The following is a 14,380-nucleotide window of genomic DNA, read 5'->3' as shown; positions in this document are numbered from 1 at the left end:
TCAGGCATTGTCGCGGATGCCCGCGAAGAGGTCGCTCTCGGGGAGGGAGGTGTCGACCAGGGACTTGGCCAGCTCGTACTCCTCGGTCGGCCAGACCTCCCGCTGGACGTCCATCGGAACCCGGAACCAGCCGCCGTCCGGGTCGATCTGCGTGGCGTGCGCGATGAGCGCCTTGTCGCGGATCTCGAAGAACTCGTCGCACGGGACGTGCGTGGTCAGCGTGCGTTCGGCGCGCTCGAACTCCTTCCAGCGCTCCAGCCACTCGCCGTACGGGGACTCCAGTCCGCGCGCGAGCAGCGCCTCGTGGAGCGCGACGGTGCGCGGCTTGTTGAAGCCCTGGTTGTAGTAGAGCTTCCGCGGCTGCCAGGCCGGCCCGAACTCGTCCTCGGGGAACCTCTCGGTGTCCGCCGCGCCGTCGAAGGCGATCATCGAGATGGTGTGCGTCTTGATGTGGTCGGGGTGCGGGTAGCCGCCGTTCTCGTCGTAGGTGGTGATCACCTGCGGCCGGAACGCGCGGATCTTCGCGACGAGGCGCCCCGCCGCCGTCTCGTCGTCCTCCAGTGCGAAGCAGCCCTCGGGCAGCGGCGGCAGCGGGTCGCCCTCGGGCAGACCCGAGTCGACGAAGCCGAGCCACTCCTGCTTGATGCCCAGGATCTCCCGGGCCTCGTCCATCTCCTTCTTGCGCACCTCGTGGATGTGCTCCTCGATGTACGCGTCGCCCTGGAGCTTCGGGTTGAGGATGGATCCGCGTTCGCCCCCTGTGCAGGTGACGACCAGGACGTCCACCCCCTCGGACACGTACTTGGCCATGGTGGCCGCGCCCTTGCTCGACTCGTCGTCGGGGTGGGCGTGAACGGCCATCAGTCTCAGCTGCTCGGTCAAGACTCGGTCCTCAGTGATTGGTCGCGATGGTCGGCTTCTATAGTGACTGAACCGGGGGGTGGAAAATTCCGTCGTCCCCGGCACGGGAGGAACGATCATGGCAGCGGTACGCGAGGCCTTGCCCGAGGGGCGCTACGGCCGGTCCGAGGACGAGCGCGCGGACCGCAAGCTGAAGATCATCGGTGCGGTGCTGGGTGTGGGTCTCCTCGGCGTCGTCGGCTGGTTCGGTTACGACTACGTCGCCGGCCAGGACGTGAGCGGCGAGCTCATCAAGTCCAAGATCGTGTCCGACGACCGGGCCGAGGTGCACCTGGAGGTGCGCAAGGAACGGGACGCCGACGGGTACTGCACGGTCCGCGCCCTGAACGAGGACGGCGCCGAGGTGGCCCGGGGGGACTTCCGGTTCGACGAGGACGCCGCACGGGTCGACAAGGTCGTCTCCCTGCGCACGACGTCCCGGGCCACCGCCGTCGAGCTGATGGTCTGCACCGCCGGCTGACGGCGTACGCCCCGGGCTCCCGGCCGCACCGCAGGGCGCGCGCCGCGCCTGATGCGCACGCCCTGGCGCTGACCAGGCGATACGCCGGTGTGACGGTTTACCTTCTCCCCCTTTTCGCGGGGAATTGTTAGGCTCGTGGTTTCGCCCACCCGTGGCAGCACATGCTTGGGGTAGGGCGATGCTTTGTATTCCCAGTACCGACGAGGAGCACCCTGTGACCCAGACCAGCGAAAACGTCACCTGGCTCACGCAGGAGGCGTACAACCAGCTCAAGGCTGAGCTGGCACGCCTCACTGGTCCCGCGCGCTCGGAGATCACCGTCAAGATCGCGGCCGCTCGCGAGGAGGGTGACCTCAAGGAGAACGGCGGGTATCACGCGGCCAAGGAGGAGCAGGGCAAGATGGAGCTCCGGGTGCGTCAGCTCACCCAGCTCCTGGAGCACGCGAAGGTCGGCGAGGCACCCGCCGACGACGGCGTGGTGGAGCCCGGCATGGTCGTCACGATCGCCTTCGACGGCGACCCGGACGACACCCTCACCTTCCTGCTCGCCTCCCGCGAGTACGCGAGCGGTGACATCGAGACCTACTCCCCGCAGTCCCCGCTCGGCGTGGGCGTGAACGGCAAGCGGATGGGCGACGACGCCGAGTACGAGCTGCCGAACGGCAAGAAGGCGACGGTGAAGATCCTCACGGCCAAGCCCTACACGGGCTGACGCCACCGGTCCTGAGCGTTGGGAAGTTGCGGACGCAGATTTGCCCGAATCACAGGCATTTCTGCACCCGTAACTTCCCAACGAGCCCCAGCGTCAGGCTGTGGCTGAGCGGTAGCGGCGGACTGCCAGGGTGCGGAAGACCACGATGATCAGGACCGACCAGATCACCGAGGCGAGGATCGGGTGCCGCATCGGCCAGGCGTCCGGGGTGACGAAGCCCGGCGGCAGGTTGCCGAACAGCTCGCGGCAGGCCTGCACCGTGGCACTGAAGGGGTTCCACTCCGCGATGTGACGCAGCACGGTCGGCATCTGGTTGGCGTCCACGAAGGCGTTCGAGATGAACGTCAGCGGGAAGAGCCAGATCAGCCCGCCGGACGTGGCCGCCTCCGGTGTCCGCACGACGAGTCCGATCAGCGCGCCGATCCAGGAGAACGCGTACCCGAGCAGGAGCAGCAGCAGGAAGCCGAGCAGCACCTTGCCGAGGTTCTCGTGGGTCCGCCAGCCGATGATCAGTGCGACCCCGGCGAGGACGACGAGGGTGAGCGCGGTCTGCACGAGGTCGGCGAGGGTACGTCCGGTGAGGACGGCGCCCCGGGCCATCGGCAGTGACCTGAAGCGGTCGATCAGCCCCTTGTGCATGTCGTCCGCGATGCCCGCCCCGGCACCCGCGGTGGCGAAGGTGACGGTCTGGGCGAAGATCCCGGCCATCAGGAACTCTTTGTAGTCGGTCGACGAGATCGTGCTGCCGACCTTGATGGAACCGCCGAAGACGTAGGTGAACAGCACCACGAACATGATCGGCTGGATCAGCCCGAAGATGACCATCTCCGGGATGCGGGCCATGCGGATCAGGTTGCGCCGGGCGACGACGAGGGAGTCGGCGACCGACTGGCCGATACCGGTGCGGTGGCTCCGCGGCAGCAGTTCCGCGGTGTCCGTGGTGGCGGTCACTTCCCGTCCTCCTTCGGATTCTGTGCGGCGCGGGTCGATCCGCCCTCCCCGTTGGCCCTCTCCAGCTCGGCGGCATGGCCGGTGAGCGAGATGAAGACGTCGTCGAGGGTGGGGCGGCGCAGGCCGATGTCGTCGATCTCCACACCGTGACCGTCGAGGTCGCGGATGACCTCGGCGAGAAGTTTGGCCCCGCCGGTGACCGGGACGGTCAGCTTGCGGGTGTGCTCGGCGAGGGAGATCTCGCCCTTGCCGTAGGTGGCGAGTACCGCGCGGGCCGGTTCGATCTGGTCCGGCTGGTGCACGACCACCTCTACGCGCTCCCCGCCCGTGCGGGCCTTGAGCTGGTCGGAGGTGCCCCGCGCGATGACCTTGCCGTGGTCGATCACGCAGATGTCATGGGCGAGGTGGTCGGCCTCCTCCAGGTACTGAGTGGTCAGCAGGAGCGTCGTACCGCCCGCGACGAGCTCCTGGATGACCTCCCACAGCTGCTGCCGGTTGCGCGGGTCGAGTCCCGTGGTGGGCTCGTCCATGAACATCACCGGCGGGGAGACGACGAGCGCCGCCGCCAGGTCGAGGCGGCGGCGCATGCCCCCGGAGTACGTCTTCGCGGTGCGGTCCGCCGCGTCGGAGAGGTTGAACCTCTCCAGCAGCTGCACCGCCCGTTTCTTCGCGTCGCGCGCGCTCATCTGGTAGAGCTGACCGACCATCTGCAGGTTCTCGCGGCCGGTCAGATACTCGTCGACCGCGGCGAACTGGCCGGAGAGACCGATCGAGCGGCGGACCTCGTTGGGATGCTTCAGTACGTCGATGCCCGCCACGACAGCCCGTCCGCTGTCCGGCTGGAGCAGGGTGGTCAGCACGCGTACGGCGGTCGTCTTGCCTGCCCCGTTGGGCCCCAGCAGGCCCAGAACGGTGCCCTTTGGTACGTCGAGATCGACGCCGTCCAGTGCTCGTACCTCACCGAAGGTCTTCACCAGGCCTTCGGCATAAATGGCGCCTGGCATACGGGATTCCCCCAGTTGCTTTCGGGTGACTTCCTGAGCCGATCCTAGGTTTCCCGGCGCTCCCCCGCCGGGAGGACAGGACGGCCCGGCGCTGCACGCTATGGCGATATGCCACGGCCCACAACCGGATTTGCGCGTCAGCCCATGACCAGGTAACCCGCGTCCCGCAGTGCGCCCGCGACCTCCTCACAGTGCTCCGGCCCCTTGGTCTCCAGGTGCAGTTCCACTTCGGCCTCGGTGAGCCCCAGCCGCGGATCGGTCCGTACGTGACTGACGTCGAGGACGTTCGCGTCGGCCACGGACAGGGTGGCCAGGAGCGCGGCCAGCGCCCCGGGACGGTCGGTGAGCCGCAGTCGCAGACTGAGGTAGCGGCCGGCCGCGGCCATGCCGTGCGTGAGGATGCGCTGCATCAGCAGGGGGTCGACGTTGCCGCCCGAGAGCACGGCCACGACCGGCCCGCGGAACGCCTTCGGGTCGCTGAGCAGCGCCGCGACCGGGCTCGCCCCGGCCGGCTCGACGACCAGCTTCGCCCGTTCCAGGCAGAGGAGCAGCGCACTGGAGAGCTCGTCCTCGGTGACCGTGCGGACCTCGTCGACCAGCTCCTGGACCAGCCGGAACGGGATGTCGCCGGGGCGGCCCACCTTGATGCCGTCGGCCATGGTCTGCACCGAGTCGAGGGCCACGGGATGCCCGGCGGCCAGTGACGGCGGGTAGCCGGCCGCGCCCGCCGCCTGGACGCCGACGATCCTGACGTCGGGGCGCAGGGCCTTCACCGCGACGGCGATCCCGGCGGCGAGTCCGCCGCCTCCGATGCCGACGACGATCGTGCGGACCTCCGGGCACTGTTCGAGGATCTCCAGGCCCACGGTGCCCTGGCCGGCGATGACGTCGGGGTGGTCGAAGGGGTGGATGAAGACGGCCCCGGTCTCCTCGGCGTACTCCTGGGCGGCGGCGAGCGTCTCGTCCACGACATGGCCGTGCATCCGGACCTCGGCCCCGTACTCACGGGTCGCGGCCACCTTCGGCAGGGGGGCGCCGACCGGCATGAAGACCGTCGAACGTACGCCGAGCAGGGAGGAGGCGAGTGCGACACCCTGCGCATGGTTTCCGGCACTCGCGGCCACCACGCCCGCCGCCCGTTCGACGGGGCTGAGACCGGCGATCCGTACGTACGCCCCGCGCAGTTTGAACGAGCCGGTGCGCTGGAGGTTCTCGCACTTGAAGTGGACGGGTGCGCCGACGAGGGCGGTCAGATGACGGCTGCCCTCCATCCCCGTCGTCCTGGCCACCCCGGACAGCATCTTCTGCGCCCCCCGGATGTCGTCGAGGATCAGCGGCGGAAAAGGGCCGGACGTACGGAAGGTCATGACAGCAAGTCTTGCAGCTCGGACCGCCACGGGCCGTCGCATCTCATGGTGGCCTGCGGTGGTGTCCACAGGTTTGTGCAGCGCTGGTACGCGTTGCCCCGTAGCCGCGTACTCTGTCCCCCACCCATCCGACACCGCACGAAGAGAGCCCCCGGCCATGCCCCCTCAGGACATGACGACTGCCGCGTCTCCTTCCGGGGGCGCCGCCCCCGGACACCCGGGAACGGACCACCTCCTCGACGCGCTCCAGCACCAGGTGGCCGTCTTCGCCCGCCGCGCCGAGCAGACCCGCCTCGGGGGTGTCGGCCAGGTCCGCAATTCCATGGACCGGGCCGCCTATCTGCTGCTCAACCGGCTCGACCTGGAAGGCCCGATGGGCGTGAAGGCACTGGCCGCGGGCATGGGGATCGACTCCTCGACCGTGACCCGGCAGGTCGCGCCGCTCGTCGACACCGGTCTGGTCAAGCGCACCTCGCACCCGGAGGACGGGCGGGCGGTCGTCCTGCAGCTGTCGCCGCGCGGCCAGGCCCGTCTGGAGGAGGTCCGTGCCTCGCGGCGCGAGCTGATGTCCCAGGTGACCGACGACTGGAGCGAGGAGGAGCGCGACACGTTCTGCTCCCTGCTCACCCGGTTCAACGCGTCGCTGGCCGCCCGGCAGGCCGCGTACCAGCCGGCGCACGACAGCTGACCGCCGCCGTGGCCCCGGGCACCCGGCCTGCGCCGCGGTGCCGGGCACGGTCCGAAGGGTGACGGCCGCCCGGCCCGAAACGTGCCGGGCACGGTCCGAACCGTGACGGACGGCCTCTTGACCCGGGTGCACCATCGGGTCTCCGATGAGGTCCATGCGACAGCGGCACGCGGCGGAGGGGCGCCGCGCCCAGGAGTTCGAGGCCTTCGTGGCGGGCGCGGCCGGGCGGCTGCTGCACACCGCCACCCTCCTCACCTGCGAACCCCCCGCCCCTCCGGGGTCGAACGTCCGCGCCCGGCAGTTGCTGACCGCCGCCCTCGCGCGTACGTACGCCCACTGGGACCGGCTGCGCGGCGAGGACCCGTACGACCGCACCCGTCAGGACCTCGTGCTCCGCTTCGCGCACGGCACCCGGCGCGGTCATCGGCCGCGCGGCGGGCTGCTGGACGGGCTGACCCCGCGGGAACGCCTGGTCCTGGTGCTGCGCCTGTACGAGGAGATGGCGCCGGAGCAGACCGCGGCGCTGCTGGGGCTGCCCGTGGACCGGGTGCGGGTCATCTGCTCCCGGGCCGTCGCCACGATGCGTTCGGGTGCGCGGCCGTGAACCGCGCGGACGCCGACGACACCCCCGACCACCGGGCGGACCAGGTCCGCCGGATGCTGCGGGGCGCGCACCCGCCGGTCCCGGCCGATCTGGCCCTGCGGGCGGCGGAGCGCGGGGCACGGCTGCTGCGCCGCCGCCGGGTGGGGCACCGGCTGGCGGTCTGCCTGCTGTGGGCGGTGGTGGCCGCGTTCGTGGTGTGGGCGGGGACGGCCGAGCCGTGGACGACGCCGCCCGCCTCGACGACCTCCCCGGACGGCTGGTGACGGCGGAAGCCCGCGGATCTACCCTGGAGGGGACGGCACGGACGAGCCGAGGAGGCCGTCATGACACGGAAGATCGCGGACTGCCGGAACTATCCGAGCGTCTCGAACTGCTCCCTCGCCATCACCGGCGAGGAGGACGAAGTCGTACGGGCCGCCGCCGAGCACGCCGTCTCGGTCCATGAGCACACGGACAGCCCCGAGCTGCGCGAGCAGATCCGGGCGTCGCTGGAGGACGAGAAGGCCGCTGTCTGACGGCGGGTCGCGCCGTCCGTCGGCCGTACACGGCCGTTCACCCCGGGGGCCGTACGCACAGCCGCGGCACAGCCGTCGCTCGGACTCCGCCCACGTGGCCGCACCAGCGTCCGGCCCATGTACGAGAACGGTGTGAGCAGGCGGAAGGTCCTGGTGGTGGGTGGGCGCGGCGGGGATGACCCTCGCCGGGTGAGGGAGTCCGGAGGGAGTCCGGACATGAGCGTGCCGTCGGCCGGTGCGTCGGCTTCGGCGTCCTCGACCGGATCTGCTGACGGCCGCGGGGCGCGCACGCCCGCGGCGGCCGGGGGCCTCCCGGCCGCCGCGGGGACGCGGGTGCTAGCCGAGCGCCTGCGTCAGGTCGGCCAGCAGGTCGTCGGCGTTCTCGATGCCGACGGACAGCCGCACCAGGTCGGCCGGCACCTCAAGCGGGGAGCCCGCGGCGGACGCGTGCGTCATCCGGCCCGGGTGCTCCAGCAGCGACTCGACACCGCCGAGCGACTCACCGAGCGTGAACAGCCTGGCGCGGTTGCAGACCTCGACCGCCGCCTCCTCGCCGCCCGCGACACGGAAGGACACCATCCCGCCGAACGCCTTCATCTGCTTCGCGGCGATCTCGTGCCCGGGGTGCTCCGGAAGCCCCGGGTACAGGACCTGGGTCACCTTGGGGTGGCGGGTCAGCAGGTCGGCGACCTTGGTGGCGTTCTCGTCGTGCCGGTCCATGCGGACCGCGAGCGTCTTGATGCCGCGCAGCACCAGCCAGGCGTCGAACGGCCCGGCGACGGCGCCCATCGCGTTCTGGTGGTAGGCCAGTTCCTCCGCCAGCTCCGGGTCGCCGGTGACGAGCGCGCCGCCGACGACGTCCGAGTGGCCGCCCATGTACTTGGTGGTGGAGTGCACGACGACGTCCGCGCCGAGCGAGAGCGGCTGCTGGAGGTAGGGGCTGGCGAAGGTGTTGTCGACGACGAGACGCGCGCCCGCCTGCCGTGCCACCCCGGCGACGGCCGCGATGTCCGTGATGCCGAGCAGCGGGTTCGACGGGGTCTCAACCCAGATCGCCCTGGTGCGGGGGCGGATCGCCGCCCGTACCGCGGACACGTCCGAGGTGTCGGCCACCGAGAACTCCACGCCCCAGCGCGAGGCCACCTTCGCGAACAGCCGGAACGTGCCGCCGTAGGCGTCGTTCGGGATGACCACGTGGTCGCCCGGCGTCAGCAGCGTACGCAGGAGGCAGTCCTCCGCGGCGAGGCCGGACGCGAAGGCCAGTCCGCGGCTGCCGCCCTCCAAAGCCGCCAGGTTCTCCTCCAGGGCGGTACGGGTCGGGTTGGCGCTGCGGCTGTACTCGTAGCCGCCGCGCAGTCCGCCGACACCGTCCTGCTTGTACGTGGACACCTGGTAGATCGGCGGGACCACTGCGCCGGTGAGGGGATCCGCCGTGTTGCCGGCGTGGATCGCGAGGGTCTCGAAGCTGTGATGGTCGCTCATGGGCCCCGAGCGTAGTTCGTCCCGAGGGCGCTTACGGGCCACTCCGCGGTCCGGGGACAATGGACCGCATGGAGATTCTGTGGTTCCTGCTCGCGCTGTGCATGCTCGCCGCGGTCGCCGGCCCGATCATGCTGCGCCGTCGTGGTGGCATCCGCCAGGTCGCGCCCGGTTCCCCCGACGCCGCCGACCCCGACACGTACGGCTTCGTACGCCAGGAGGAGCTGGACGTCCGGATGCCGGGACCCGACCAGGACCTCATCGACGTCCTCGCCGTCGTGCAGGGCACCCAGGAGTGGCGGGCCGCCTCCCAGCTCCTGGCCGGCACGCCCAAGGAGAGCGAGACCCGGTGGCAGCGGGTGCAGGCCTTCGCCGGGGCGGCCTCCCTGGAGCTGGCGCAGCGGCCGGGCGAGGGCGGGGCGTGGCTGCGGAGGTGGCGGGCCGAGGCCCCGAAGGACGCGGGCGCCGCGGCGGTGCACGCGGAGTTCCTGGTGCAGCAGGCGTGGCGGACCGGCACCGTGGGCACCGACGACTTCCGGATCATCCTGGAGGAGGCGCGTACGGTGTGCGGCGAGGCCGCCCTGCTGGCGCCGGGCGACCCGGTCCCGTACGTCGTGGAACTGGCCGTCGCCCGTGGACTGGGCTACTCCCACGAGCAGTTCGACCAGCTCTGGGTGAAGATCATCGACCGTGCGCCGGCGCACATGGGCGCGCACATCGCCGCCCTGCACTTCTGGTGCGAGAAGTGGCACGGTTCCCGTGAGGAGGCCGACCGGTTCGCGACGGCTGCCGCGGCCCGCGCCCCGCAGGGCTCGCTGCTCGCGGCGCTGCCGCTGTTCGCGGTGTACGAGCATCTGCCCGAGGTCAATCTGGTGCAGGGCTTCTACGAGGGCCTCGTGGTGACGAGGGCCGTCGAGGGCGCGATGTTCGCGGTGCACGCGGCCCGTGCCGACGACCCGGTGCTCGCTCATGTGCGGCACCTGCTGGTCCTCTTCCTCGTCCGCATGGAGCGCTGGTCGGAGGCGGTGCACCAGCTCGTCCACATCGACGGTCACGTGGGCGCGCTGCCCTGGACGCAAAATTCGGATCCGGCCGCCGAGTACACGGTGTACCGGGCGCTGGCCGTGGCCGGGTACGAGGCGAACGGCGGCAGCCCGGCGACGCTGCCGCGGTAGCCGCCGACGGGTGAGGGGGCGCCGGAATCCACGGCGCCCCCTTCGCGTTGTACGGATCGAACACCGACCTCCGGAGGAGCCCCCGCATGTTCCTGAACCACCGCACCCCGCAGCTCCCCACCCCCGAGGAGGCCCTGCGCGGGCGTCCCGTCCCCGAATTCACCGTTCCGTCCCGGCACACGGTCCTCGGTAACCCGCTGACCGGCCCGTACCCGCAGGGGCTGGAGGTCGCCGACTTCGCGCTGGGCTGTTTCTGGGGTGCCGAGCGCAAGTTCTGGCAGACGGAGGGCGTGTGGACGACCCTCGTCGGCTACCAGGGCGGCTACACCGAGAATCCCTCGTACGAGGAGGCCTGCTCGGGTCTGACGGGTCACACAGAGGCGGTCCGGGTGGTCTTCGACCCGACGGTCGTCAGCTACGCGGAGCTCCTGAAGCTCTTCTGGGAGTCCCACAACCCGACCCAGGGCTTCCGCCAGGGCAACGACGTGGGCACGCAGTACCGCTCGGCGATCTACACGCACTCCCCCGAGCAGGCGGAGGGCGCGGCCGCGTCCCGCGAGGCGTACCAGCGGGTCCTGACCGGTTCGGGTTTCCGCGAGATCACCACGGAGATCCTCCCGGCCGAGGGGCGCACCTTCTGGCCCGCCGAGGCGTACCACCAGCAGTACCTGGACAAGAACCCCGACGGCTACTGCGGCATCGGCGGCACGGGCGCCACCCTGGAGTTCCCGTCGGAGACGAACTGGGGCCGGGCCTGCCCCACGGGCATCGCCCCGGCGCCGACCGCCGGCGACTGACCCCGCGCTGCCGGCGGCCGGTTCCCACCTTCCTGGATCCCCCTGCCGGGATCGAGGCCCCGTGCCTCCGGCCCCGTGGCCCCGCGGCGCTCTGCCTGCGGCGAATCTGCGGTGGGCAGAGATTGCGGACATGGCGGCCCTCCCGGGCCAAGAGTGGAGTGAGCGCGGCCGCACCGGCCGCACCCACCACCGGGAGGTCCGATGTCGCCCCACCCCGCCGCCCCGCCACGCGCCGCCGACGAGGACACACCGTCGACGCGGTTCGACGACCACCTCGCCGCGCAGCTCCTCGCCCAGCGGATCGTCTTCCTGGGCACCCAGGTGGACGAGGTCTCCGCGAACCGGGTCTGCGCGCAGTTGCTGCTGCTGTCCGCCGAGGACCCGCGCACCGACATCAGCCTCTACATCAACAGTCCGGGTGGGTCCGTGACGGCCGGGCTGGCCATCTACGACACGATGCAGCTCGTCCCGAACGACGTCTCCACCCTCGCGATGGGGTTCGCCGCGTCCATGGGGCAGTTCCTGCTCACCGTCGGGACGCCGGGCAAGCGGTTCGCCCTGCCGAACGCGCGGATCATGATGCACCAGCCGTCGGCCGGCATCGGCGGCACCGCCTCCGACATCGCGATCCAGGCCGAGAACCTCGAGTTCACGAAGCAGGCCGTCGAGCGGATCACGGCGGCGCACACCGGGCAGTCCGCGGAGACGGTCTCCCGGGACGGCGACCGGGACCGGTGGTTCACGGCCGGGCAGGCGAAGGCGTACGGCATGGTCGACCACGTCGTCGAGTCGCTCGACGACGTGCGCCCGGCCGGTTCGCGGCGACGGATGGGGATCTGACATGAGCCAGTACACGATCCCGAGCGTCGTCGAGCGCACCCCGCTGGGAGAACGCTCCTACGACGTCTTCAGCCGTCTCCTGTCGGAGCGGATCATCTTCATCGGTACGGAGATCGACGACGGGGTCGCCAACGTCGTCATCGCCCAGCTGCTCCACCTGGAGTCGTCGAGCCCGGGGACCGAGATCGCGATCTACCTCAACTCCCCGGGAGGCTCGTTCACCTCACTGATGGCGATCTACGACACGATGACCTTCGTCTCGGCTCCGATCGCGACGTACTGCGTGGGGCAGGCGGCCTCGACCGCGGCGGTGCTCCTGGCCGGCGGCGATCAGGGACGGCGGTTCGTCCTGGAGCACTCGCGGGTGCTGCTGGGACAGCCGGCCAGCGGCGGGCAGCAGGGCACGGTCTCCGACCTCCGGCTGCACGCCAGGGAGATGCTGCGGATCCGCTCGCAGGTCGAGGAGGTCCTGGCCCGGCACACGCCGCACGACCCGGCGACCCTGCGGGCGGACACCGACAGGGACAGGATCTTCACGGCGCGGGACGCGGTGGCGTACGGCCTCGCGGACGAGGTCCTCAGCCGCCGCGTCCTGGCCACCGCCTGACCCGGTGTCAGGCGGCCAGCCGCACCTCGCCCAGGGAGGCACGGGCCGGGGACATGCGGGCCGGGGAGGTCCGGGAGGCCGCGGTGCCGCGGCGGCCGAGCTCCCCCTGGGCCAGGGACAGCACGTCGGCCAGTCCGAGGCCCAGCGAACGGGCGGCTGCCGCGAGGACCTCGGAGGAGGCCTCCTTGCGGCCGCGCTCGATCTCGGATAGGTACGGCATCGAGATCCGGGCGTCCTCGGCCACGTCCTTGAGCGTCCGCTCCTGGGCGAGCCGCTCGCGGCGCAGCACGTCCCCGACGACGTCCCGCCAGAGCGGCTCTCTGGGGGCGGGCGCGGGGCCCGGTGCCGGGGTGGGGACGGGACGCAGGGGGATGACGCGGGCTCGGTTCTGCGCGTGGCTGCTCATCTCCCCAGCCTAGGAGCACCGCGCCCGGCACGGGAGGTGCAGGCGTTCCGCGCCGGGCGGATCTGCTGTCGGCTAATCCGGGAGTCGGTCCCTAACCCGGGTGCCGCGCACCGGGTCCGGGCCGGATCCCCGGGTCAGCGGCCGATGTTCGCCTGCGGGCCCGCGTACCGCTTGAGCAGGAGGGGGACGTCCGCGGCCGGGTCCAGGGTGTGGCCGTAGTGGTCGGACGGCTTGAAGGTCGTCCCGTTGGTCGGCTTCACCCTCGGTGGGGGCAACACCGCCGCCTCGGCGGCGCAGGTGCTCACCGACGACGCCGCGTGGGACAACGCCGGGCTGGGCTTCAACGACGAGGGCAACTCCGGCGCCATCCGGCTCACCCGCAACACGGCCTTCCGTAACGGTACCGGCTTCTGTCCGGCCGACGCGGCCTCCGTCCTGACCGCCGACGCCGCCGTGGGCAACGCCGAAGGGCCGAAGCCCGTGCTCGCGGACTCCGCGCGGTCCGTGGGCAACACCTGGGACGGCGGGGCGTCGGCCCGTCGATGTCCAGCACCACCGATCCGGCCACGGCGGAGTCGCCCCGCACCGCCGACGCCGCCCTGCCCCGGACCGTGTTCCTCGCCCCTGACGGGCAGGTGCCCGGAGCGCGCATGGCCACGGCGGGCTGAGGACGGGTTCCCGGGTACGCCGGACGTGGCTCGCTGCGCTTCCGCACAGACGGTCGACAGTACGGAGTTCGACCTGGCCTGCACGACCACCGGCAAGATGACAAATCCCTGGCGTGACCTGGGAAGACGCCGACTGCCCGGCCTCAGGGAAACTTCAGGGCGCGGGCTCCCCCGGCGGGGGCGAGGGATCTGTGTGACGCTGGATGTCGGGCCCGCCGGATACGCACGGTCTGCGTCTCGGCGCCTGCGCTCCCGGTCGGGTCGGCCTTCGTCGGCCGACCATGAAACCGGTCTAGCCCACAGCCCTACCGGAGGAGACGTCCCATGAGCATCGCTCGCATCCGCCGCTCCGTCCTCGCGGCGTCAGCTGCGGCGGTCTTTCCCGTCGCACTGGGAATCGCCGCGCCGACAGCTTCCGCCGACAGCGGCTCACAGCCGTTCGGGCCGGGTTGTTCGTCCCTGCCGACGGAGGGCGAAGGCAGCCCAGCCGGCATGGCAGACGACCCCGTGGCCACCGCGGCCGGCAACAACTCCGAGCTGTCGACGCTTGCCGCCGCGGTAAAGGCTGCCGATCTGGGCGACAGCCTGAACGACTCCAAGGACATCACAGTGTTCGCGCCGACCAATGCGGCGTTCGAGAAGATCCCGAAGGCGGATCTCGACGCCCTGTTGGCCGACAAGGACCAGCTGACCAAGGTCCTCACCTACCACGTGGTGGATCAGAAGATCACTCAGAACCAGCTCGCGAAGGGAGACTTCAAGACCTTGCAAGGCAGCAACCTCACCACCTCCGGCTCGGGCGACAACTTCAAGGTCAACGACTCCGCGAACATCGTCTGCGGCGGCATCCCGACCGCGAACGCTACGGTCGAGCTCATCGACACCGTCCTGATGCCCAAGTAGCGAACCTGGGCCAACACAGGCAACGTCGCGGCTCGACGGCGACCAGCACACGAGACCCAGGCCCGATACTCCCGCCCATGCTCCACGCGGTCCCAACTGCGGCACGGAGCACATCGCAGGGGACTCAGGGGTTCGGGAAGCGGGCCCCCGGCGCGGTCTTCCCCCGCCCCCGCGCCCCGCCCCCCCCGGTGTGCCCGCCCACCCCGCCCCCGACGGGCACGATCGACACCGGGTCGAAGCCGAGCAGGCGTACGGGGCCGGCGACCTCGTCGTCCCCCAGGGC

General features: G+C 71.2%; 19 protein-coding genes. 12 read left to right on the top strand and 7 right to left on the bottom strand.

Annotated elements, in window-relative coordinates; genetic code table 11:
• Positions 1-882: a mycothiol conjugate amidase Mca gene (gene mca / locus ACFWVP_RS27230; protein WP_384500534.1), complete on the bottom strand. Its 882-nt coding sequence runs from the start codon at positions 880-882 to the stop codon at positions 1-3.
• A 97-nt stretch (positions 883-979) separates the two neighbouring features.
• Between mca and ACFWVP_RS27225 the strand changes: the two genes are divergently transcribed.
• Together ACFWVP_RS27225 and greA are read left to right on the top strand one after the other, a co-directional pair.
• Positions 980-1,381: a DUF4307 domain-containing protein gene (locus ACFWVP_RS27225; protein WP_384500533.1), complete on the top strand. Its 402-nt coding sequence runs from the start codon at positions 980-982 to the stop codon at positions 1,379-1,381.
• 214 nt (positions 1,382-1,595) lie between these two features.
• A complete protein-coding gene (greA, locus tag ACFWVP_RS27220; protein WP_384500532.1) occupies positions 1,596-2,093 on the top strand; it encodes a transcription elongation factor GreA in 498 nt (165 codons plus the stop codon).
• 93 nt (positions 2,094-2,186) lie between these two features.
• Here greA and ACFWVP_RS27215 read toward each other — a convergent pair whose 3' ends face one another.
• From ACFWVP_RS27215 to ilvA, 3 genes are all read right to left on the bottom strand, one after another.
• Positions 2,187-3,044, bottom strand: a complete 858-nt coding sequence (locus tag ACFWVP_RS27215; RefSeq protein ID WP_384500530.1) for an ABC transporter permease — start codon at positions 3,042-3,044, stop codon at positions 2,187-2,189.
• Positions 3,041-4,048, bottom strand: coding sequence for an ATP-binding cassette domain-containing protein (locus tag ACFWVP_RS27210; RefSeq protein WP_384500529.1), 1,008 nt, complete (start codon positions 4,046-4,048; stop codon positions 3,041-3,043). The genes ACFWVP_RS27215 and ACFWVP_RS27210 overlap by 4 nt, the downstream gene beginning before the upstream one ends.
• Before the next feature lie 137 nt (positions 4,049-4,185).
• Entirely contained in the window at positions 4,186-5,415 is a 1,230-nt protein-coding gene (gene ilvA, locus ACFWVP_RS27205) for a threonine ammonia-lyase (protein WP_384500527.1), read from the bottom strand.
• A 157-nt stretch (positions 5,416-5,572) separates the two neighbouring features.
• Here ilvA and ACFWVP_RS27200 point away from each other — a divergent pair, with 157 nt between their 5' ends.
• The 4 genes from ACFWVP_RS27200 (at position 5,573) to ACFWVP_RS27185 (ending at position 7,222) form a co-directional block, all read left to right on the top strand.
• Positions 5,573-6,103 (top strand): MarR family winged helix-turn-helix transcriptional regulator, encoded by a 531-nt coding sequence (locus ACFWVP_RS27200; RefSeq protein ID WP_384500525.1) that lies wholly within the window; start codon positions 5,573-5,575, stop codon positions 6,101-6,103.
• A gap of 154 nt (positions 6,104-6,257) precedes the next feature.
• Complete coding sequence (locus tag ACFWVP_RS27195) at positions 6,258-6,707, top strand: sigma factor-like helix-turn-helix DNA-binding protein (protein WP_384500523.1); 450 nt, start codon at positions 6,258-6,260, stop codon at positions 6,705-6,707.
• The gene (locus ACFWVP_RS27190) at positions 6,704-6,970 is read left to right on the top strand and encodes a hypothetical protein (RefSeq protein ID WP_384500521.1); all 267 of its coding nucleotides are present in this window, start codon (positions 6,704-6,706) and stop codon (positions 6,968-6,970) included. The genes ACFWVP_RS27195 and ACFWVP_RS27190 overlap by 4 nt, the downstream gene beginning before the upstream one ends.
• 60 nt (positions 6,971-7,030) lie before the next feature.
• Positions 7,031-7,222 carry a DUF1059 domain-containing protein gene (locus ACFWVP_RS27185; protein WP_384500519.1) on the top strand — a complete coding sequence of 64 codons (192 nt, stop codon included), beginning with the start codon at positions 7,031-7,033 and terminating at the stop codon, positions 7,220-7,222.
• A gap of 336 nt (positions 7,223-7,558) precedes the next feature.
• On the opposite strand, the gene ACFWVP_RS27180 is transcribed toward ACFWVP_RS27185, so the two are convergent.
• Positions 7,559-8,704 (bottom strand): cystathionine gamma-synthase, encoded by a 1,146-nt coding sequence (locus ACFWVP_RS27180; RefSeq protein ID WP_384500517.1) that lies wholly within the window; start codon positions 8,702-8,704, stop codon positions 7,559-7,561.
• A gap of 68 nt (positions 8,705-8,772) precedes the next feature.
• On the opposite strand from ACFWVP_RS27180, the gene ACFWVP_RS27175 reads away from it, so the two are divergent.
• From ACFWVP_RS27175 to ACFWVP_RS27160, 4 genes are all read left to right on the top strand, one after another.
• Positions 8,773-9,876, top strand: coding sequence for a hypothetical protein (locus ACFWVP_RS27175; RefSeq protein WP_384500516.1), 1,104 nt, complete (start codon positions 8,773-8,775; stop codon positions 9,874-9,876).
• Positions 9,877-9,962: 86 nt separating this feature from the next.
• On the top strand, positions 9,963-10,673 hold the full coding sequence (gene msrA / locus ACFWVP_RS27170; RefSeq protein WP_384500514.1) for a peptide-methionine (S)-S-oxide reductase MsrA: 711 nt from the start codon (positions 9,963-9,965) through the stop codon (positions 10,671-10,673).
• Between the two features lie 201 nt (positions 10,674-10,874).
• A complete protein-coding gene (locus ACFWVP_RS27165; RefSeq protein WP_384500512.1) occupies positions 10,875-11,513 on the top strand; it encodes an ATP-dependent Clp protease proteolytic subunit in 639 nt (212 codons plus the stop codon).
• Between the two features lies 1 nt (position 11,514).
• Entirely contained in the window at positions 11,515-12,120 is a 606-nt protein-coding gene (locus ACFWVP_RS27160) for a ClpP family protease (protein WP_384500511.1), read from the top strand.
• A gap of 7 nt (positions 12,121-12,127) precedes the next feature.
• Here ACFWVP_RS27160 and ACFWVP_RS27155 read toward each other — a convergent pair whose 3' ends face one another.
• Together ACFWVP_RS27155 and ACFWVP_RS27150 are read right to left on the bottom strand one after the other, a co-directional pair.
• The gene (locus ACFWVP_RS27155) at positions 12,128-12,526 is read right to left on the bottom strand and encodes a helix-turn-helix domain-containing protein (RefSeq protein ID WP_384500509.1); all 399 of its coding nucleotides are present in this window, start codon (positions 12,524-12,526) and stop codon (positions 12,128-12,130) included.
• 134 nt (positions 12,527-12,660) lie between these two features.
• Positions 12,661-12,831, bottom strand: coding sequence for a hypothetical protein (locus tag ACFWVP_RS27150; protein WP_384500507.1), 171 nt, complete (start codon positions 12,829-12,831; stop codon positions 12,661-12,663).
• A 237-nt stretch (positions 12,832-13,068) separates the two neighbouring features.
• On the opposite strand from ACFWVP_RS27150, the gene ACFWVP_RS27145 reads away from it, so the two are divergent.
• Together ACFWVP_RS27145 and ACFWVP_RS27140 are read left to right on the top strand one after the other, a co-directional pair.
• A complete protein-coding gene (locus tag ACFWVP_RS27145) occupies positions 13,069-13,194 on the top strand; it encodes a hypothetical protein (RefSeq protein WP_384500505.1) in 126 nt (41 codons plus the stop codon).
• Positions 13,195-13,518: 324 nt separating this feature from the next.
• Positions 13,519-14,097 (top strand): fasciclin domain-containing protein, encoded by a 579-nt coding sequence (locus tag ACFWVP_RS27140; RefSeq protein WP_384500504.1) that lies wholly within the window; start codon positions 13,519-13,521, stop codon positions 14,095-14,097.
• Positions 14,098-14,380: the final 283 nt, after the last annotated feature.

This window comes from Streptomyces sp. NPDC058637 (assembly GCF_042717325.1).
In the GTDB taxonomy this organism is placed as follows: domain Bacteria; phylum Actinomycetota; class Actinomycetes; order Streptomycetales; family Streptomycetaceae; genus Streptomyces.
Note: the sequence above shows the minus strand (reverse complement) of the source record. Positions and strands in the feature narration are given on the sequence as shown.